Source organism: Schaalia sp. lx-100 (assembly GCF_021083625.1).
Classification (GTDB): Bacteria; Actinomycetota; Actinomycetes; order Actinomycetales; family Actinomycetaceae; genus Pauljensenia.
Window position 1 is genome coordinate 36693 of the sequence record NZ_JAJNRP010000006.1, and the last position, 19195, is coordinate 55887.

Sequence of the window (19195 nt, forward strand, 5' to 3'; positions counted from 1 at the left end):
CGTGACGGAAAACGCAAAAAAGAAGCGAGTGAACTGGGCATGGGTACTCGTGCCCCTGCTGATTTTGTCGATGGGTGCCTGGGTTGCATGGGCGTGGTTTCAGCCGCGATCAGTTGATACATCAGAAGGTCTTGAAATACTCACAAGCGACACGGTTGAACGCGTTGATATTAACGAGGGAACTCAGCAAGTCGTTGTTCGGCTCACCGCTGACTGGACTCATAAATCAACTGGCCTCGGCGACCAAGATCGTAACTTAGGACGCTCCATCACTTTCAGTTACGCACGTATTCAAAGCGAAGAACTGGTATCGACTGTAACGAAACTTGAACCCGCACGCGGATGGAACACCCTGTACCCTCAGACATCCTTCCTATCCGCAATGGTGCAAACACTAGTGCCCATCATCATCCTTGTTGGAGCATTCTGGTTCCTGATGCGCCGTTGGGGTGGAGGCCGAATGATGGATGCTTTCGGCCAATCCAAGATTCGTGAAGTCAACCAAGAACGTCCAGACATTACCTTTGGTGACGTTGCAGGTGCAGATGAAGCTGTTGAAGAACTTGAGGAAATACGCGAGTTTTTGTCTTCACCAGAAAAATTCCAACGGGTAGGTGCCAAAATTCCCAGGGGCGTTTTGCTATACGGTCCTCCGGGAACAGGTAAAACACTGCTTGCGAAAGCGGTTGCTGGTGAAGCACATGCACCGTTCTTTTCTATCTCTGGTTCAGAATTCCTTGAACTGTATGTTGGTATGGGTGCTCTGCGTGTGCGTGACCTATTTGGTCAAGCAAAGAAAGCGGCTCCAGCGATTATCTTTATTGACGAAATTGACGCGGTTGGTCGTCACCGTGGTTCCGGTTTTGGCGGCGGTAACGATGAACGCGAACAAACCCTCAATCAGCTTCTTGTTGAACTTGATGGCTTCGACAACCGTGCAAATGTCATTTTGATTGCCGCAACGAACCGTCCTGACGTTCTGGACCCTGCTTTACTGCGTCCAGGTCGTTTCGATAGGCAAATCGCTGTTGAAGCCCCTGATCTGAAGGGGCGTGAAGCAATCCTGAAAGTACATGCGGCCGGTAAACCCATGACTGAGGACGTAGACCTACGCCAGATCGCAAAACGTACCCCAGGTTTTACCGGAGCGGACCTCGCCAACGTACTCAATGAAGCAGCTTTGTTGACAGCGCGTTCTCACGCGGACCTTATTGACAATCGTGCCATTGATGAAGCTATTGATCGTGTGATTGCTGGTCCTCAGAAACGTACACGTGTCATGAACGATCACGATAAAGCGGTGACCGCCTACCATGAAGCCGGACACGCCTTGTGTGCAGCGGCTTTGAACTACACCGATCCGGTGACAAAGGTGACGATTTTGCCGCGCGGCCGCGCTTTGGGCTACACCATGGTGATGCCAACAGAGGACCGTTACTCTCGTACACGCAACCAACTATTGGACAATCTCGTGTACAGCATGGGTGGTCGTGTTGCTGAAGAAATCGTGTTCCGTGACCCATCAACCGGTGCGGCAAATGACATTCAAAAAGCCACAGAATCAGCACGAGCAATGGTGACAGACTACGGGATGTCCTCGCGTGTCGGTAATGTGAAACTCGGTTCCTCGGATACTGACCCATTTGCTCATAATCAGGGCCAAGCCCAAGGACGCGGCACCTCAGAAACGATTGCGACAATCATTGACGAGGAAGTTCGCCTACTCCTGGATAACGCGACACGTGAAGCATGGGAAATCCTCACACGTAACCGCGATGTTTTGGATACGCTGTCACAGCGCCTCCTAGAAGAAGAAACACTGGACGAAACAGCGCTGAAAGAAATATTCACAGCGGTTCGTAAACAGCCGGATCGTCCAGTATGGAATTACCTATCTGAGGCAGCAATCCCAGGAGCTGTTCTAGGGAACCCAGTGAGCGCACATTCTGAAAAAGACAACATAGCTGAATCTGATGTACACCTTCAGACAGAGGAAACGAACCTTCCTTCTGAACCGTCAGAAACACCTCATGCGACTCCTGAGGGGGAATAGTGGCCTACAATGAGGAGGCAGTAGTCGATGCAATGCGTCAACTACTGGAAGCGGTAGGGGAAGACCCTGCTCGTGATGGTCTGCGGGATACTCCTGCCCGGATGGGTCGTGCGTGGAAAGAACTACTCAAAGGACTTGAAGAAGATCCACGTGAACATCTGAGCACAGTTTTTGAAACAGGAACAGATGAACTAGTCCTTGTCCGCGACATCCCTTTCCATTCGGTGTGTGAGCATCACTTTTTGCCTTTCTATGGTCGTGCGCATGTTGGCTATATTCCTTCACACGGTCGAGTAACGGGTTTGTCAAAACTGGCACGAGTAGTTGAAGGCTACGCGCGTCGGCCACAAGTACAAGAACGACTCACCGCGCAGATTGCTCAGGCTATTGATGAGGTACTGACACCTCAAGGTGTCATAGTTGTCATTGAAGCAGAGCACATGTGCATGGCAATGCGTGGCATCAACAAACCGGGATCTTCAACGGTCACATCGGCACTACGAGGCATAATGAAAGACGCTGCCACACGTGCAGAAATGATGTCGCTCGTACTAGGTGGTCCTCGGTGAGTAAATATCCGCTCCTGCGATTACCTCATGGGCTTACCGTGCCCACGGGGAGAACACTGGTGATGGGTATTTTGAATTTAACGCCGGATTCGTTTTCTGATGGTGGCCGTTGGGCAGAACACTCACGAGCACTGGATCACGCTTATGAAATGTTAGAAGCGGGAGCTGACCTTATTGACATCGGAGGGGAATCTACCCGCCCGCATTCGACTCGAATCACACCAGGCGAAGAATGGGACCGCATACGTGAAGTCGTGACCCATCTTGTGAATGCAGGTGTCGTTGTGTCAGTGGACACGTTGCACGCAGAAACAGCGCGTCGCTGTGCTCAAGCAGGGGTTGCAATTATTAATGACGTGTCTGGTGGAATGTGGGATTCAGATATGAATACTATGGTCGCCCACTCAGAATGTGCCTACGTTATCCAACGTTTCCATGCTCTACCTGGCGATCCGAATGAGACTTTTGACCACGGTCATGATGTGGTCGCTACAGTTCTTTCACGTGTACTCCAGCAAATTGAGGCCGCATGTGAAGCAGGTGTCCCGCAAGACCGTATCATCGTGGACCCCGGTTTAGGTTTTTCTTTAACGAATGAACAGTGCTGGGAAATTGTTCATCAAACAGATCGTTTATGTGCTCTGGGGTACCCTGTCCTTATAGGGGCATCACGTAAGCGTTTCCTTTCTTTGTCACCTATCGCAGATCGCGATGAGGCAACTGTGGATATCACGGCTCGTGTGGCAAAACATGGGGTGTGGGGAGTACGTGTCCATGATGTTCCTGCTCATGTCGCATGTGTGAGGTCTATGGGCCAAGAAAAAACCGGAGGTGTCTGCCATGACGGACAGGCTTGATGTCATCACATTGACAGGTGTGAGCGCTGAAGGCATCCACGGTGTTTTACCGCAAGAACAGAAACAACCGCAGCTTTTCCGCGTGGATGTTTCCATGTGGGTTGATGTGTCGCGCGCCGTTGGTAGTGATGATCTTGCAGATACGGTGTCATACGCGGATGTGGCTCATATGGTGATTCAGATGATCCAAGGGCCATCAGTTCGGTTGATTGAAACTCTTGCGGGTCGCATTGCTGAGGCCGTAATGACCTACCCGCGGGTAGTGGGCGCTCAAGTCACTGTACATAAGCCTGAGGCACCAATTAATGCGCGTTTTTCTGATATTGCGGTGACATTAACACGCGGTCACATCCCTGTAGGTCACAGAGAATCCACACCTCAACACGCAGACGCAATTTCAGATGCTCCTGCTGAGTTATCACCGCCTCGACGAAGGACATCTGCGCCTACACATTCCCCACTCATGTGGACAGATGCGGTTCTTGCTTTAGGTGGGAATGTCGGGAATGTTCCTTTAACTTTGCGTTACGTCATTGAAGATCTGATTGAACACCCTCACATTGAAATTATTGAAATTTCACCGCTACTGCGCACACATCCTGTTTTAATGGCAGGGCAAGCAGCACAAGAAGACCACTGGAATGCGGTCCTCCTGATCCGCACGACGCTAAGCGCACGGGAACTTCTTGATACGACTTTACGTATCGAGCAAAACTATGGGCGGCTTCGTGAGGAACGTTGGGGTCCACGCACAGTTGACATTGATCTGATCCAGTACGGTGAGGAACATATTCACGAGGCTGACCTGCAGCTCCCGCATCCACGTGCTTTTGGCCGCGCTTTCGTTCTTGCACCGTGGCTTTTAGCTGATCCGGACGCTGTACTGGTGGGGCACGGTCGAGTGGCTGACCTATTGCCTTTAACGCAGGATCGTTCTGGAATTGTGGATGCCATTGAAGATTGGCTGGAAGAATCAGAAACGGTTCTTGCAGATTCTCAGGCTTATCTGGACTCTGTTCACGATGGGACAGGGGACGCTGCGCTTACTGTTGGTATTCATGCGCAAAAGGAAACGATAGATAAATCTTGTGCGCATATTGAAGATCCAGCACCTGAAAATCTTGTGGGATCTGCCGGTCCTACAGGTGGGATACCTCATGCTGGCCCTGAGTCGGTGTCTGCCGTTGTTCCACCACTTGCTGTGCCGCAGATGAATGTTTTACCGCCGACGGTACTGCCAAGCCGCGTGGAATTACTTCCCGAGTCGTCAAGAGTAGGCTTAGCGCCTTCAGGTGATCGTGACGATCAGGTATGGCGTGCTTTATGGCAGAAATGGTCACAACCTGGTTCGGGCCATCACCGTGAGCGCTCGCGCGTACAGCAGGACTGCCCAGAGGCGCTAACGTCTGCGGCGCAGCCGTATGAATCAGATTTTTATGCTGATGAGTATGTGATTCCAGAGAATAAATGGGCTGCTGAGCAGGTCCCGTCTTTTCCTGCGCAAGAGTATGCAGCACACGAATCCACACGTGAAACCGAGTATAAGCAGCAAACTTTTGACGCCTGTGGTGCGGAGCCCGCGAAAAGTGAAACCCGCGTATCCGACAATAAAAGCGAGCAAAGCACTCGTCACACAGAACCTGTGGTGCAGCGACGTAGCATAGCGGATCTGCTGGCTTTGCCTCAAGAATCTATTGATACAGATGAACCGGCGCTCACTCATGCTGGAACTGAGATTCATGCTGCCGATGAAGAAAATTCTGCTCGTATACCAGCCGACGTTGAGGATACAACGCGCATACGAGAGACAGCGAATGTGCGGGCTACTGATGAAAAGACCATGCAACTTCCCGGCTGGATTTCACGGTCTAATGCTGCTAAAAGGGCTGCGGCTCAGGGGCGTTCTGCAGTAAAACCAGCAACAGAGTTACCTCGCTGGGATTTTGCTTCAGCTCAGGTTCGCATTATTGATGAGGACCCTGCAGAACATCATGCAGATCATCATGATGAAAGTCATGCGGCAGAGGAATCTGCTGCATCTTCTGCCCGTTACTCGCGCCTTGTTCCAGACCTTCCCGCAGAAATTTCACGTGGCCCACGTCAGCATGAGGATACGGTTCCTCCGCTGCTTCGCCGTTCAGTAACGGTACGTCCCACTGTGACCGGTCAGTTCCCCGTGATTCGTGATGAGGAGAATACGCGGTGAAACCTGTAAAGGTGAGCCTTTTAGCTCTCATTGTTGCAGTTGCAACGGTGTGCGGGGCTGTTGTTGTCCTCGGTGTTATTCGTTTGGGGGGCTCACCTTTCCAGCCAACTTTTTTCTTAGCGATCTTTTTTGCCGTATTGTCTGGGCTGCTTCTTTACCTTGGATTCCATATTCGGCGTTTACGCGCGCGTAAGCCAACGTGGATGAGGCCAATTGCTGCGGCTCGCTCAGCAGCATTGGCTCGTGCAACCACTTATGTTTCGTGTTCAACGGCGGGCGTTTTTTTCGGAATGGCTGCGATAATGCTGGCGCGGATGGATTCTGACTATATGCGTTATTGTGGAATTGTTGCTCTGGTTGTGGGGATCTCAGCTCTTGTCTGCGCGGTTTGTGCGGGAATAGTGGAACGCTGGTGTGTGGTTGACACAGATGATGACTCGGAGGCTTCGGCTTCGCGTATGGGGAATTACCCGCCAAAAACACCGTCATAAGGCGTGTATTTTGTTCACATGTACGCGTTAAACGAGGGAGGGTTGATTTTATGGGTCATTCAGGTGCTTCACGAAAAAAACGTCGTCATACGAATTTGTGGCCTCGTCGAATTATTACGGGCATTGCGCTGCTTGTCATTATCGCGCTTGTGGGGGCAGCTATTTGGTGGACTGTTGTTGCGGCGCGTGCGTATTTTAGTCGTTTACATGTGCAATCAGAGGCTGCTCAATCATCAGTGGGGATGATGGAGGAAAGGACTCCTGATGGAATTGTGGGCGCTGATGGTCGTATTACTGTGCCGTCCTGTCAAGCTGCGGATGTGACAGTTGAAACTGTTGCGCAAGAAACTACGGTTGGCACTGGCGAGAAAGTAGTTTTCCGTTTGACAAATAAAGGGCAAACCGCGTGTGTGCTCCAAAAGAATCGTTATTCAGCAGTGATTTCCAGTGGTACAGAAGTCGTTTTTGATGGTCGTACCTGTGAAAAAGACGAGGCGGATTCAACTCCTTTGTTATTAAGTGTGGGTACCACGTGGGAGGGGAATCTTATGTGGGATGGACGCCGTTACGCAGGGTGTTCTGCCTATGACAGTGACAGCGATGGGACACCTGATACGGCTCCTGCGGGGGCGTACCATGTTCAGGTGCATGATGGACAGGCACCTGTAGGTTCTGATGTGTATTTTGAAGTGAAGTGAGCACTATCCGGTGAAGCACAGGGAAGTACGCACAAGCAGTTTCATGCGATTTTTTAAGGGAAGGGTGCGACTTTACCATCCGACAATGCCGGTGGAGGCAAGGGCGTATTGATTTTCAAGTGATTCTTGAATGAGTTTTGCCCGGTAGGGGCCAATACCTTCGATTGCTTGAAGTTCTTCAGTACTTGCGTCGCGTAATTCCGCGAGGGTAGACCAGTGGGCTGATACTTCTTTAATGACAGACCAGGGCAGACGCGGCACTAAGGAAAGAGCACGTATGCCGCGCGGCAAGATCGTGCGATCAAGGTCTGACACGTCAAAAACACTCAGCCCAAGCACATTGGCAATTGCGGATAAATCAACGAGTTTGTCTCCGGTTAATTCGGATAGGCGTTGCTCAGTGATATGTAAAGTTTCAGGATCTCGTACATAATCACGAAGCACGAGGGCGCGTTCAGAGGCAGAGCCGCGCACAAGATCATCGACTTGGAGAGCAAGTAAACGACCGCTTGAACCGAGTTCTTCGAGATATTCGTTAATTTCTGTGGTGATACGTCGAATCATTTCCATGCGTTGCAGGACGGTTGCTACGTCACGGATAGTTGCTGCATCACGCATTTCGAGGACAGTGAGTGTTTGGAGGACTTCGTCGAGACGCTGAGTGTAGCGGTCGAGTGTATCGACAGCGAGGTTTGCGCGTGCAAGCAGTGCTTCAGGTTCTTCAACCAGATGATGATGTGTACCTACGTAAATGGAAATCATCTTCATTGAGGAAGAAAGTGACAAAACGGGTAAACCAAGGTGACGGGCTGTGCGTTGGGCTGCCCTGTGTCGCATACCTGATTCATCTGTTGGGATACTTGAATCTGGCATGAGCTGAACATTTGCTTTACGGATACGCCAATTTTCACTATCGATAACGACAGCGCCATCCATTTTTGCTAGTTCGCGCAGTCGTGAAGCGGTGAAAGGAATATCCAAGTCGAAGCCGCCCGTACAGATTGCTTCAACTTCAGGGGAGTAACCAAGGACGATAAGTGCGCCTGTACGTGAACGTTTAATACGTTCCAAACCTTCGCGTAATGCAGTGCCAGGGGCAACTGCTTGAAGCACGCTTCTTAACGTTGAAGTGTCAGAGGTCATGTGCTTACTCCCTGTGTGTGAATTTCCTACCCTGATATTACGTCAGGGCGACGTTAATAGCAGTTTTCAAGTCAGAAACCGTGAACAGATCCATACCTTCGATTGGTCGAATATCTTCGGTACCAGTTGCTGGGATAATGGCGCGAGTAAATCCGAGACGTGCGGCTTCTTGGAGTCGCTGACTGGTTCCTGTACACGGACGTACTTCCCCTGTGAGTCCTACTTCGCCAATGATGACTTGCCGGTGATGAGGAATGGCATTACGAGTAGCCGAAGCGATAGCAACCGCTGTTGCTAAATCTGCGGCAGGTTCATTGAGGCGGGCTCCGCCCACAGTTGATACGTACACATCGCATGTTGATGTGTCAATACCTAAACGCGCGTGAAGTACGGCCAAAATCATAGCGACACGTGAATGATCGACCCCTGATGTGGCGCGCCTAGGTGAAGCAGCTGCGCTTGCTGCTACAAGTGATTGAATTTCTGTGGGTATAGGGCGGCGTCCTTCCAAAGAAATGGTGACGCATGAACCAGCTACGGCTGGGCTTCCTTGCGAAAGGAATAATCCGGACGGGTCAGGTAGGCCCGTCATACCTGTTTCAGTGAGTTCAAAACAACCAACCTCATCGGTAGGTCCGTAACGATTTTTAACGGAGCGTAATAGGCGCAGACGTGAATGGCGATCGCCTTCGCATTGACAGACCACATCAACTAAATGTTCTAAAACGCGAGGCCCTGCGATTCCTCCGTCTTTTGTGACATGACCAACGAGGAGCACAGGTAAATTCCGTGTTTTTGCCACTCGAATAATAGCGGAAGCCACAGCACGCACCTGTGTGGTTCCACCGGTTGTGCCTTCTGTATGAGGGGCGTGGATCGTTTGAACGGAATCGATAATCACAAGTGAAGGATTCACTTGTTCAATATGGCCTAAAAGTGTGGGTAGATCATTGTCATCTGATAGTAATAGCGCATCATCGAATGCTCCGATACGTTCAGCGCGCAAACGGACCTGCGAGGCGGATTCTTCGCCGGTGACGTATAAGACTGGTCCTTCTTGATGTAAGCGGCTGTGGCGTGCGCATCGTGCAGCTACTTCCAGGAGCAATGTAGATTTACCGACCCCTGGTTCACCGGCCAATAAAATGACAGCGCCGCGGACAATACCGCCACCAAGAACGCGATCTACTTCGCTTTCACCTGTTGGCAGGAAAGCAGCATACTGTGCATCAACCTGTGCAATAGGAACAGCAGGATGAAGTGGCGTTCGCGCTGTTGGTACTGAGGGTTCACTGCCCACAGGCAGCGCTTCTTCTACGGTGCCCCATGCGTGACATTCACGGCATTGCCCACACCATTTTGGGGATGTCCATCCACATTCAGTACATCGGTAGCTTGTTTTTTCTTTGGCCATGATTCCACTCTAAAACGTCGCACCTACATCTGGAGCACAGGTAAGGAAATCAAGGAACGCTTCTTATGTAGATTGCTGCTGTTGCGTGGCAGGAAACAGCTACCTTTAGGGGCGATGCGCAAAGTGTTCAAGTAAATCAGAATCACCGGACACAATAATTAAGTCCTCAGCTTCAATACGTGTCCGTGATGTGGCATATTCAAAAGGTTCACCAGGACGCAAAACGCCCAGCACATTTACGCCGTATCGTCCACGTAAATCGAGTTCTGCCAAAGAAAAACCTTGAACTTCTTTTGGTGGATGCAGCTTCATAATGGCGAAGCCGTTTTTTTCCATTTCGATGTAGTCTTTCATGCGCCCACCGACCAGGTGTGCTGTGCGTTGCCCGGCATCAAATTCGGGATATACAACGTGATGAGCGCCGATTCGTCGCAAAATTCTGCCGTGCTCGCGCGAAATTGCTTTAGCCCATATGTTAGGTATTCCTAAATCAACGAGGTTCGCGGTGATTAAAACAGAAGCTTCAAGTGATGTGCCGATGCCGACAACTGCACTGCGAAATTCTTTTGCTCCGATCTGGTCAAGTGCTTCCATTGAGGAGGCATCAGCTTCGACCAGTGGGAAACGCCCGGTAAATTGGCGGACACGTCGAGCGTCTTTTTCGACAGCGAGAATTTCGTAGCCCATTTTTTCCAGGGTCAATGCCACTGCTGATCCAAAGCGGCCAAGACCAATGACGAGTGTGCCAGATGCCAGCGTTTTTTCTTCTGTCATAGGTGTATTGTCCCATTTTCTGTGTTTATGTGAATAAGTACGCTGCTCGTATGAGTTACTTTAGCCGATGATAGGGCGTTCTTCTGGCATACGTATGAGGCGTGAGCGTTCACGTACAGCAAAGGCCGCGGCCATTGTCACTGTTCCTGTACGGCCTGCGAACATGAGTAAGGCCAGAACGTATTTGGCTCCGGCTGGCAGGGTTGCTGTGATGCCGGTGGATAAGCCGACGGTTGCGAATGCGGAAACAGATTCAAAGAGGATGACGTCGAGGGTGTAGTTCGTCATGGACAGCAAAATGACGACAGAAATCGACACGAGGGCAATACCCATAAGCGTGACCGCAACAGCTAAACGTACAACTGAAATGGGGATGCGGCGCCCGAAAGTTTCAATGTCACGATCACCGCGTGCTTCTGCGATAACTGCGAGGAGCAGAACCGCAAAAGTTGTCACTTTGATTCCGCCGGCAGTTGAAGCGGAGCCTCCGCCGATCATCATGAGTATGTCTTGAACGAAATGTGTATGTGGTCGCATGACTCCCACATCGAGTGCTGAGAGTCCAGAAGAACGACTGTTGACACCTGCAAGCAAGATGTTGAGGGTTTTGGTGGGTATGTCGGCTTGTGCGAGGGTTTCAGGATTTGTCCATTCGCTGAGGGCCAGCATAAGAGTTCCCACGAAGGCTAGGGTGAGGTAGACCGACAGAGTGAGTTTCGTGTGAAGCGACCATTTGTGAGGTGTGCGCCAGTGAGAGGAAAGATCCAAAATCACGGGGAAGCCAACAGCCCCAACCATTGTGCCTAGGATGATGGGGAAAAGCATCCACCAGTCTGAGACGAAGGGGCCAAGACCGCCGACGAGGATAACGAATCCTGCGTTATTGAAAACAGAGATTGCCATGAAAAGCGCTTGCCACGCGGATTCGAGAGGAGTCAGTGTGCCTAATGTGAGGAATCTGGGGAAAAATACCGCAAAAAGTATGATTTCAGCAGTTAATGAGGTGACAACGACGGCGATGAGCAGGCGGGATAATTTGCTCATATTGTCTTGTTTGGTTTCGGCGGCGGCCAACATTCTTTGAGTGAGTCCCAGATGGCGTGAAACAGCAACGCCGAGTATGGAAGCAAGGGTCATCACACCGAGTCCGCCAACCATGACACCAAGTGCAATAACTGCTTGTCCGAAAGTGGTCCATTGGGTTGCTGTGTCAACCGTGGTCAGACCGGTGACGCAGACCGCAGATACTGCGGTAAAGAGAATGTCAACAAATGCGAGGGGTTGGTTACCTGTTGAAGATATAGGCAAACTGAGTAAAAGCGTGATGAAAGTGACGATCAGCGCAAAGACTCCGATAGCTAAGCGGGCTGGTGCATTTCGCGCACGTTTTGCGATCCAGGTACGTAGGATCTGCACATAGGACACAGGCAAAGGATGTTGTTTGCGTGTGTGAGCTCTGCTGTGAGAGGTGTGCGTGGAATCGGCCATAGCTTACCTAGTTCGTGGCATTGGAAAATTATGAGTGCTTCACATGTATCCTAAGTCGCGTTGTCTTTTATTGTGAATAGCAGTGTGATAAAAGATTCTATTGAGATTTGTGTGAACAAAGTTGCATTTGAGGTACCTGTGCCCGTTATTATTATCCTTGAGGTTGAAACAAGGACGGCAGGAGAGCCGAACGCCTCGTGCCACAATGGGAGTCATCAATGGAACACAAGTCTGCTCCTCGTCTCATGACGGTGTCCGAGGTGGCGGATGTCATGCGCGTATCGCGGATGACAGTGTATAGGCTCATTCATAGCGGCGAAATGCCGGCAATTCGGGTGGGAAAGAGTTTCCGTGTACCCGAGGTTGTTGTGAATCAGTTACTTCATGCAGGTTTGGCTGAACAAACTGATACACGAGCTTTTGGTACTGAGGGGTAAGATATTGGGGAATGTGCTTATTGGCACGTGACCTCATTACGGTAAACCTTGCCGTATACATCCAACGATTCGAGGGAGGGACCCAATGGGCTCCGTCATTAAGAAGCGCCGTAAGCGTATGGCAAAGAAGAAGCACCGTAAACTGCTTCGTAAAACTCGTCATCAGCGTCGCAATAAGAAGTGAGCGCGTGACGGGCGAATACTGTCCGTCAATGACACATATTCAGGGGTCCGACATCGGTCGGGCCCTTGCTTTATTTTGTTATGTTTAGAGCTGAGTGTTACCCCGGATTACGTGTATGTATTCAGGAAATCCGGGTAAGTGTTTTGTCGGGTGCGTGCTTTATATGAATAGGCGTGTTCTTTTGCTTTGTCACATTGAAAGAAATATTTTCTGACAGTTTTTTCGCATGTATTTCTTTTCTAAAACCTCTGCACCTCTTGGTATAGAATCTGAGGAAATAGGCCCGAGGATAAGGAAAAAGCTCTAAAAGAGTGCGCTAGTTCATGTTTTGTACACAACTTCCGCTAAAGTCAGGTTATGACGAACGTGAGTACAGTGTCAGAAAATTCGCAGACTCCAGCTATTTCGGAAACGTCAATGCAGACACGACCGACGCTTCTCCTTATTAATCTTGGCACCCCTGAAGCTCCTACGCCCTCAGCTATACGAACTTTCCTACGTGAATTCCTGAGCGACCCGCGTGTTGTTGAGATGCGGCCTTTGCTGTGGAAAATGATTCTTGAAACCTTCATCCTTCCTTTTCGTCCGCGTATGATCGCTCCTCAATATCGCAGTATTTGGACAGAGGGCGGTTCCCCACTTATGCGCGGCACGCAAGAACAAGCAGAGCAACTTCAACGCATTTTTGGTGAGCAGCTCAATATACGCATTGCCATGCGTTACGGAAATTCTTCCATCAAGGACGAACTCACCCGCATATACAATTCAGGATGCCGAAAAGTCCTTATCTTGTCAGCCTATCCACAGTACGCAGCCAGTACGGTAGGGACTGTGTATGACGAGGTAGCGCGTTGGGCGTTATCTGCACGAGATCAAATGGAAATACGCACAATCCGTAGCTTCCAAGGAGCCTCTGAATATATTGAGGCTTTAGCTCAAGCAATTGAAGCTCATTGGCAAGAACATGGTCGCCCTCATTTTGATGCAGGAGATCGACTGATCTTATCTTTCCATTCAATCCCTGTGGCAATGCGTGATCTAGGTGATCCCTACCCAAGCGAATGTGAGGAAACCTACGACCTTCTTGCGGAACGTCTGCGTTTGCCCCGAGAAGCTATTATGCGAACCTATCAATCTGTTTTTGGGCGTGCGGAATGGGTGGGTCCAGCAACGATTGATACGGTCAAAGAATTAGGGCGCACATACAAAGGACGTCTTGATGTGATCTGCCCAGGATTTATGGCAGATTGTTTGGAAACCTTAGAAGAAATAAATGAGCTGAACCGACAGGCCTTCTATGAAGCCGGTGGCACAGAATTTCACTATATTCCTTGGGGGAATGGGTCAAAGGGTGCTGTCGCTACTCTTGCTGAACAAATACGGCAGGGCGCAGCAGGCTGGTTGAACAACAAATAAGCGGGCGAAAACAGGATATTCACGCGTTTGCGGACCACTTATACCTTAGGTTGCCTACTGCCTAAGCATGCAGCTACTCCGTAGCAATGGTGATGCCCTGCCTGAGAGTAATAAGAAAGTAGGCAATGCTATTTAGAAAGTGCTGAATTCTTCCTCATCTAGCCGTTGCCTAATACGCTGGAAAACTTTCTCAAAAACAGCGCTTTCTTCCGGAGTCATGTCATCAAGCAGCAGTTTTTTCAGCAGATCTGCGTGATGGGACGTTGCTTTGCGTAGAGCGGCATTTCCTGCACGTGTGAGTGTGATGATGCCGCCTCTTTTGTCTTGCGAACACAGTGTGCGCGTGATGTAGCCGCGCTCAACGAGTCGATGCAGAGTATGAGTTAAACGTGAAGGACTGAAAACAACGCTACGGGCCAACAATCCTAAACGAATCCCATTTTTTCCTGCGCGTTCGGTATGCAGGAGGACATTGTATTCAGGCAGGCTGAGTGAACTTTTTTTCTTGAGTTCATTTTCTAATCGAAGGGCAAGTCGTGTGGTAGTTGAAAAACATGTTTCCCAAGGGCAACCCGGAATATCGGAGTTCATGATTTTCTTCCTTCTGAGCTTTCTGTGTGTGGGGGAGGGCAGGGACGTGTGGCCTGAGCGCAGGCATTGTCTATGAGTCTAGGTGCAATAGTGTGGAATGAGAATCCGTAAAGTCCTATTCGCCTTTGTTTAAGCAAGAATTTTGTGTTCTTGCGCTGTAGTAATCGTTTCAGTGAAGTTAATTTACAGGTTTGGCGAAGAAAAAGAAAGTGGCAATTGATAATTTCAGATGCTCAAGCAAGTAAAGTGCGAGTTAAGTTTCGATTTTTCCGCAGGCCAGAATCAATTTTATTTTCTTCTTCAGTCAATTATTTCTCTTTCATAGGAAAAGTTAAGGAGCAGAATTAAAGAGGTGAATCGAATGAAGGAAATTATTTAACTTTCACTTTATTCTGTTTCATATAAGTGACGCATAAAACGCTTTAATATTTTCTTTATAAGTTCGCTGTCAAGTTCTTTTATATTAGAATAAACATGTCTGGTGTACTGCGGATACTTTTCTGTTTTGGTCACAAAGTGAGGCGCTCATGAAGAAAACAAAAGTAATTCTTATTGACGATGTGGATGGAGCGGAAGCTCAGCGTACAGTTTCTTTTTCTTTTGATGGAATTGATTACGAAATTGACCTTTCTGAGGAAAACCTCGCGCGCATGAAGAAAACGTTAGATGAATGGATTGCTGCGGGACGTCGTATCGGCGGCCGTCAGCGTCGCAGAACATCTGGCGTTACGGCTGTCCCCGGTTTAAGTGCCGAGGTGCGCGCATGGGCGAAAAAGCGAGGGATCGCTGTGAGTGAACGTGGACGTATCCCTGCGGAATTAGTGAGCCAGTATCACGCTGAAAACGCCTAACCATTTTTGAGGTTTTACGGTATATCGTGCCTTTATGTGGGAGGAATAGCCTCCCGTGATGATATGTGTATGCCCTAGTGGGCCTTGTGCCCTAAGACAATACCGACGATACAGAGGAGAATACTGATCGTGACTTATACATTAGTGCTGCTTCGCCACGGCGAAAGCGAATGGAATGCAAAGAACTTATTCACCGGTTGGGTGGATGTTCCTCTCTCAGAAAAAGGACGAGCAGAAGCTGCTCGCGGCGGTGAATTCCTGAAGGAAGCAGGTGTCCTACCGGATATTCTGTTCACCTCTATGCTTCGCCGTGCAATCATGACAGCGAACCTGGCTCTTGATGCGGCTGATCGTCACTGGATCCCCGTGCAACGCCACTGGCGTCTCAACGAACGTCACTACGGTGCTTTGCAAGGGAAGAATAAAAAGGAAATCCGTGACGAATACGGTGATGAGCAATTCATGCTGTGGCGTCGTTCCTACGATGTGCCACCGCCAGCAATTGAACTGGGATCAGAATTTTCTCAAGACAGCGACCCGCGTTATGCAGGTGAACAGATCCCAAGCACCGAATGTCTAAAAGACGTGCTCGAACGCCTGTTGCCGTACTGGGAAGAAACAATTGTTCCTGAAATTCGCACAGGAAAGACAGTAATGATCGCTGCCCACGGTAACTCATTACGCGCTATCGTCAAGCACCTCGATCAGATTTCCGACGATGAAATCGCTGGTGTCAATATTCCCACCGGTATCCCGTTGGTTTATGAATTGGATGAGGAAACTTTGCAACCTGTAAAGAAAGGTGGCCGCTACCTTGATCCTGAAGCTGAAGCAAAGATTGCGGCAGTTGCGAATCAAGGTAAGTAAGACCTCGTCTGGAAGGCGCTGAGACGGACCGATAGCTAAGACTATGGTCGATGCCCTCAGGGCGACAGATACTACAGGGCAGGGTGCATATCATATGTGCCCTGCCCTCTTTTTATGAGGTGGAGTGTGTGATACAGCGAAAAAGCGGGGTAAATATTCCGGAAAATGTGCACACTGCCTCTTAAAGCACAGCAAATGGTAGTATGAATACGCTGTTGTCTATATGCGCAGGGAGCTCCAATGTCGTTCGCCATCGGTCAGACCGTTGTGTATCCACATCACGGTGCAGCCACGATCGAAGAAATTTCGATCCGCAAAATCCGCGGTGAAGAAAGGACCTACCTGACTTTGCGTGTCAGTCAAGGTGACCTCACCATTCAAGTACCCGCAGAAAATGTTGATCTTGTCGGCGTGCGCGACGTGGTTGATGAGGACGGCTTAGAGGAAGTCCTTTCAGTTCTTCGTTCCCCCTACGTTGAAGAACCAACAAATTGGTCACGACGCTACAAAGCAAATCAAGAAAAAATTGCGACAGGCGACATTGTTCGTGTCTCAGAGGTAGTCCGTGACCTGACGCGCCGTGACGACCAAAAGAAACTGTCAACCGGTGAAAAACGCATGCTCACAAAAGCGCGCCAAATCTTAACCTCTGAACTTGCCCTCGCGCGCGGTATCGACAAAGCGGCTGCTGCTATCCGCCTTGATGAAATCCTCGCAGAAGGACAAATCATCATGCCGGACCTCGATACAGACGACGCTGACACTGACGCGCCACATTCAGGTGACGACAACTGATATGACACGCGCTTATGCGGTGCTGACAGCCGCGGGTGCAGGTAAGCGCCTAGGAAATACTCTTCCTAAAGCTCTTATTCCTTTAGACGGTCAGCCGCTTGTTCTACGCGCGGCACGTGGACTCGCTCACGCTGGTATTGCAGGTATCGTCATTACAGCCTCCCCGGAAGCGTATGACGATTTTCGCGCTGTTTTTCCGGAAAACCATGTACCAGGAACCGACACGCAAGTTCACATCGTCGTAGGAGCCTCACAATCGCGCCAAGCCTCTGTTGGGCGAGGATTGGCCGCAATAAGCAGCCTCGCACGTACATGCGGTGATGAATTACAAGATGACACGGTGATTCTCATACATGATGCAGCCCGTTGTCTGACTCCTACTGCCGTGATTACCCGTGTTATCACGGCAGTACGCCAAGGGTACGAAGCCGTGATTCCTGCTATGCCTGTCACAGACACATTAAAAATGGTGGATCGACCTTCTGCAGCCGATGACGTACCACGAGTGGTGACAGCGACACCTGAACGTCGTTGCATGGTTGCAATTCAAACGCCACAAGGTTTTACCTGGGCGACAATACGTCGAGCTCACGAGTATGGTGCTGAACTTTCTCATAATGAAATGACCGCTGCAACAGATGATGCAGCACTAGTGGAAGCGATGGGAGGAACTGTCCACGTTGTTACGGGTGATTTACAGGCAATGAAAATCACCACTAGTATCGATCTTGCGTTAGCGGAACTGATACTCAAACAGTGACAACACGTAATATGCGTGTGTGCACGCAACATGTGTATGCGCATGTCCCTATATCGACGTGACTATGCGCGCTGTTGAGTAAAGACACGTGAAGGATGTCAACGACATCAATATCCGAGGAGGATACATGTCAGATCACACTGTAAAACACAGAAAACTTCTGACCCGCCCCGTTATTGAATGGGCAATGTGGGACTGGGGATCAGCAGCATTTAACGCTGTCGCTACAACTTTTGTGTTCACTACCTACCTGACCAGTGACGGAAAATTCACTGACGGAGCTACAGCATCACGGTACCTGTCCATTGGTTTGACAGTTGCGGGCCTCGTCATCGCTTTACTTGCGCCAATTACCGGTCAACGCGCAGACAGACGAGGCAAAGGCGGGGTACTCCTCGGATGGTTTACAGGCCTTGTCGTTGTATGTATGCTCGCCATGTATTTCGTGTACCCCAATAGTCCACTTGGACCCATCAACGCACTGTGGTTGGGTGTGCTCCTACTAGGCTTAGGCAACATATTCTTTGAATTTGCCTCTGTTAACTACAACGCCATGCTGAACCATATTGCCCGCAAAGAAGATATGGGTCGCATTTCAGGTTTTGGCTGGGGGGCCGGCTATATTGGTGGGATTGTCCTCCTCCTCATTATCTATGTCGGATTCATAGCCCCCGAAGTTGGTTGGTTTGGTGTAACCACTGAAAATGACATGAATATTCGTGTCGCTATGCTCGTGGCAGCCGCACAATTCACGATTTTTGCTTTACCTGTCATTATCCGATCACCAAAACCGCGCCATGTGCATGTGGAACAACCTGATGCTCAAGAAGGGCGCGAAAGCCTCATACAGTCCTACCGTTTACTGTGGAAAACCGTGCGGAACCTTAAAAAAGTCGCTCCGCATACCCTGTTTTTCCTGATCGCCTCAGCGGTCTTTCGTGACGGCCTGGCGGGAACATTCACATATGGCGCAATTATTGCGAAAACAACTTTCCACTTCACTGCCAGCGATGTGATGATTTTTGCGATCGCGTCAAATGTGGTCGCAGGTTTAGCGACTATCGCCTTTGGAGCTTTAGACGACAAATTTGGCCCCAAAAAAGTTATCGTCACATCCCTTATCGCAATGACACTGTCAGGTACAGGGATTTTCGTGTTCTACGCTAACGGTCCGATAGTGTTTTGGATTCTTGGCCTTATCCTGTGTATTTTCGTTGGTCCTGTCCAATCTGCGTCACGTTCCCTGCTGGCTCGTATGATTCCCGAGGGACGTGAAGGTGAAATTTTCGGCCTCTACGCTACAACGGGCCGAGCTGTTTCCTTCCTTGCACCCGCCATGTACTTACTGGCATTAACAGTAGGTGAAATAGTCAATCCTGGCGGAGAATACACGCACTGGGGTGTCCTTGGTATCGCTTTGATTTTACTGGCAGGCTTATTACTGATACTGCCTGTCAAGGTCGAAGAAGCACATTTAGATCACTTCGATGAATCTGAACGGCACGCAGGAAAGACCTCAGAAACGACGAATTAAAAGGAAAATCTCGGAACAAACTGACATATCCGAACTGCTTTCCTTCGGTGGGTGTGCGAGAGTTTTT

At 49.8% G+C, this 19195-nt stretch carries 19 protein-coding genes; 14 read left to right on the forward strand and 5 right to left on the reverse strand.

What is annotated here, in order from left to right:
- The first annotated feature begins 1 nt into the window (after position 1).
- From ftsH to LRP54_RS05330, 6 genes are all read left to right on the forward strand, one after another.
- Entirely contained in the window at positions 2-2053 is a 2052-nt protein-coding gene (gene ftsH, locus LRP54_RS05305; protein ID WP_231235276.1) for an ATP-dependent zinc metalloprotease FtsH, read from the forward strand.
- A 32-nt stretch (positions 2054-2085) separates the two neighbouring features.
- The gene (gene folE, locus LRP54_RS05310) at positions 2086-2622 is read left to right on the forward strand and encodes a GTP cyclohydrolase I FolE (protein WP_442984622.1); all 537 of its coding nucleotides are present in this window, start codon (positions 2086-2088) and stop codon (positions 2620-2622) included.
- Positions 2623-2684: 62 nt separating this feature from the next.
- Positions 2685-3479 carry a dihydropteroate synthase gene (gene folP, locus LRP54_RS05315; RefSeq protein ID WP_231235357.1) on the forward strand — a complete coding sequence of 265 codons (795 nt, stop codon included), beginning with the start codon at positions 2685-2687 and terminating at the stop codon, positions 3477-3479.
- Positions 3463-5685, forward strand: a complete 2223-nt coding sequence (gene folK / locus LRP54_RS05320; RefSeq protein WP_231235277.1) for a 2-amino-4-hydroxy-6-hydroxymethyldihydropteridine diphosphokinase — start codon at positions 3463-3465, stop codon at positions 5683-5685. The genes folP and folK overlap by 17 nt, the downstream gene beginning before the upstream one ends.
- On the forward strand, positions 5682-6176 hold the full coding sequence (locus LRP54_RS05325; protein WP_231235278.1) for a DUF3180 family protein: 495 nt from the start codon (positions 5682-5684) through the stop codon (positions 6174-6176). The genes folK and LRP54_RS05325 overlap by 4 nt, the downstream gene beginning before the upstream one ends.
- A gap of 50 nt (positions 6177-6226) precedes the next feature.
- The gene (locus tag LRP54_RS05330) at positions 6227-6874 is read left to right on the forward strand and encodes a hypothetical protein (protein WP_231235279.1); all 648 of its coding nucleotides are present in this window, start codon (positions 6227-6229) and stop codon (positions 6872-6874) included.
- 72 nt (positions 6875-6946) lie between these two features.
- Here the strand turns inward: LRP54_RS05330 and disA are convergent, their stop codons facing one another.
- The 4 genes from disA to LRP54_RS05350 form a co-directional block, all read right to left on the reverse strand.
- The gene (disA, locus tag LRP54_RS05335; RefSeq protein ID WP_231205629.1) at positions 6947-8017 is read right to left on the reverse strand and encodes a DNA integrity scanning diadenylate cyclase DisA; all 1071 of its coding nucleotides are present in this window, start codon (positions 8015-8017) and stop codon (positions 6947-6949) included.
- Between the two features lie 37 nt (positions 8018-8054).
- Positions 8055-9431: a DNA repair protein RadA gene (gene radA / locus LRP54_RS05340; RefSeq protein ID WP_231205628.1), complete on the reverse strand. Its 1377-nt coding sequence runs from the start codon at positions 9429-9431 to the stop codon at positions 8055-8057.
- A 105-nt stretch (positions 9432-9536) separates the two neighbouring features.
- Positions 9537-10205, reverse strand: a complete 669-nt coding sequence (locus LRP54_RS05345; RefSeq protein ID WP_231205627.1) for a potassium channel family protein — start codon at positions 10203-10205, stop codon at positions 9537-9539.
- A gap of 60 nt (positions 10206-10265) precedes the next feature.
- The gene (locus tag LRP54_RS05350; RefSeq protein ID WP_231235280.1) at positions 10266-11693 is read right to left on the reverse strand and encodes a TrkH family potassium uptake protein; all 1428 of its coding nucleotides are present in this window, start codon (positions 11691-11693) and stop codon (positions 10266-10268) included.
- 218 nt (positions 11694-11911) lie between these two features.
- On the opposite strand from LRP54_RS05350, the gene LRP54_RS05355 reads away from it, so the two are divergent.
- The 3 genes from LRP54_RS05355 (at position 11912) to hemH (ending at position 13730) form a co-directional block, all read left to right on the forward strand.
- On the forward strand, positions 11912-12130 hold the full coding sequence (locus tag LRP54_RS05355; RefSeq protein ID WP_231205788.1) for a helix-turn-helix domain-containing protein: 219 nt from the start codon (positions 11912-11914) through the stop codon (positions 12128-12130).
- A gap of 85 nt (positions 12131-12215) precedes the next feature.
- Entirely contained in the window at positions 12216-12314 is a 99-nt protein-coding gene (locus tag LRP54_RS05360) for a 30S ribosomal protein bS22 (RefSeq protein WP_003792170.1), read from the forward strand.
- Between the two features lie 357 nt (positions 12315-12671).
- Positions 12672-13730 (forward strand): ferrochelatase, encoded by a 1059-nt coding sequence (gene hemH / locus LRP54_RS05365; RefSeq protein WP_231235281.1) that lies wholly within the window; start codon positions 12672-12674, stop codon positions 13728-13730.
- 132 nt (positions 13731-13862) lie between these two features.
- Here hemH and LRP54_RS05370 read toward each other — a convergent pair whose 3' ends face one another.
- Positions 13863-14321 (reverse strand): MarR family winged helix-turn-helix transcriptional regulator, encoded by a 459-nt coding sequence (locus tag LRP54_RS05370; RefSeq protein ID WP_231235282.1) that lies wholly within the window; start codon positions 14319-14321, stop codon positions 13863-13865.
- A 527-nt stretch (positions 14322-14848) separates the two neighbouring features.
- Here LRP54_RS05370 and LRP54_RS05375 point away from each other — a divergent pair.
- The 5 genes from LRP54_RS05375 to LRP54_RS05395 all read left to right on the forward strand — a co-directional run bounded on the left by LRP54_RS05375 (position 14849) and on the right by LRP54_RS05395 (position 19128).
- Positions 14849-15172 (forward strand): histone-like nucleoid-structuring protein Lsr2, encoded by a 324-nt coding sequence (locus LRP54_RS05375; protein WP_231235283.1) that lies wholly within the window; start codon positions 14849-14851, stop codon positions 15170-15172.
- 129 nt (positions 15173-15301) lie between these two features.
- Complete coding sequence (locus LRP54_RS05380) at positions 15302-16039, forward strand: phosphoglyceromutase (protein WP_231205623.1); 738 nt, start codon at positions 15302-15304, stop codon at positions 16037-16039.
- Between the two features lie 240 nt (positions 16040-16279).
- Positions 16280-16834, forward strand: a complete 555-nt coding sequence (locus LRP54_RS05385; protein ID WP_231205622.1) for a CarD family transcriptional regulator — start codon at positions 16280-16282, stop codon at positions 16832-16834.
- A gap of 1 nt (position 16835) precedes the next feature.
- Entirely contained in the window at positions 16836-17594 is a 759-nt protein-coding gene (locus LRP54_RS05390) for an IspD/TarI family cytidylyltransferase (RefSeq protein WP_231235284.1), read from the forward strand.
- Positions 17595-17721: 127 nt separating this feature from the next.
- On the forward strand, positions 17722-19128 hold the full coding sequence (locus tag LRP54_RS05395; protein ID WP_231205620.1) for an MFS transporter: 1407 nt from the start codon (positions 17722-17724) through the stop codon (positions 19126-19128).
- Positions 19129-19195: the final 67 nt, after the last annotated feature.

Coding starts and splice junctions, on each gene's coding strand:
- LRP54_RS05370 (WP_231235282.1), bottom strand. CDS start 14,321: ATGAACTCCGATATTCCGGGTTGCCCTTGGGAAACATGTTTTTCAACT.
- hemH (WP_231235281.1), top strand. CDS start 12,672: ATGACGAACGTGAGTACAGTGTCAGAAAATTCGCAGACTCCAGCTATT.
- folE (WP_442984622.1), top strand. CDS start 2,086: ATGCGTCAACTACTGGAAGCGGTAGGGGAAGACCCTGCTCGTGATGGT.
- folP (WP_231235357.1), top strand. CDS start 2,685: ATGGGTATTTTGAATTTAACGCCGGATTCGTTTTCTGATGGTGGCCGT.
- LRP54_RS05360 (WP_003792170.1), top strand. CDS start 12,216: ATGGGCTCCGTCATTAAGAAGCGCCGTAAGCGTATGGCAAAGAAGAAG.
- LRP54_RS05375 (WP_231235283.1), top strand. CDS start 14,849: ATGAAGAAAACAAAAGTAATTCTTATTGACGATGTGGATGGAGCGGAA.
- LRP54_RS05345 (WP_231205627.1), bottom strand. CDS start 10,205: ATGACAGAAGAAAAAACGCTGGCATCTGGCACACTCGTCATTGGTCTT.
- LRP54_RS05385 (WP_231205622.1), top strand. CDS start 16,280: ATGTCGTTCGCCATCGGTCAGACCGTTGTGTATCCACATCACGGTGCA.
- LRP54_RS05395 (WP_231205620.1), top strand. CDS start 17,722: ATGTCAGATCACACTGTAAAACACAGAAAACTTCTGACCCGCCCCGTT.
- disA (WP_231205629.1), bottom strand. CDS start 8,017: ATGACCTCTGACACTTCAACGTTAAGAAGCGTGCTTCAAGCAGTTGCC.
- LRP54_RS05390 (WP_231235284.1), top strand. CDS start 16,836: ATGACACGCGCTTATGCGGTGCTGACAGCCGCGGGTGCAGGTAAGCGC.
- LRP54_RS05330 (WP_231235279.1), top strand. CDS start 6,227: ATGGGTCATTCAGGTGCTTCACGAAAAAAACGTCGTCATACGAATTTG.
- LRP54_RS05355 (WP_231205788.1), top strand. CDS start 11,912: ATGGAACACAAGTCTGCTCCTCGTCTCATGACGGTGTCCGAGGTGGCG.
- radA (WP_231205628.1), bottom strand. CDS start 9,431: ATGGCCAAAGAAAAAACAAGCTACCGATGTACTGAATGTGGATGGACA.
- folK (WP_231235277.1), top strand. CDS start 3,463: ATGACGGACAGGCTTGATGTCATCACATTGACAGGTGTGAGCGCTGAA.
- LRP54_RS05350 (WP_231235280.1), bottom strand. CDS start 11,693: ATGGCCGATTCCACGCACACCTCTCACAGCAGAGCTCACACACGCAAA.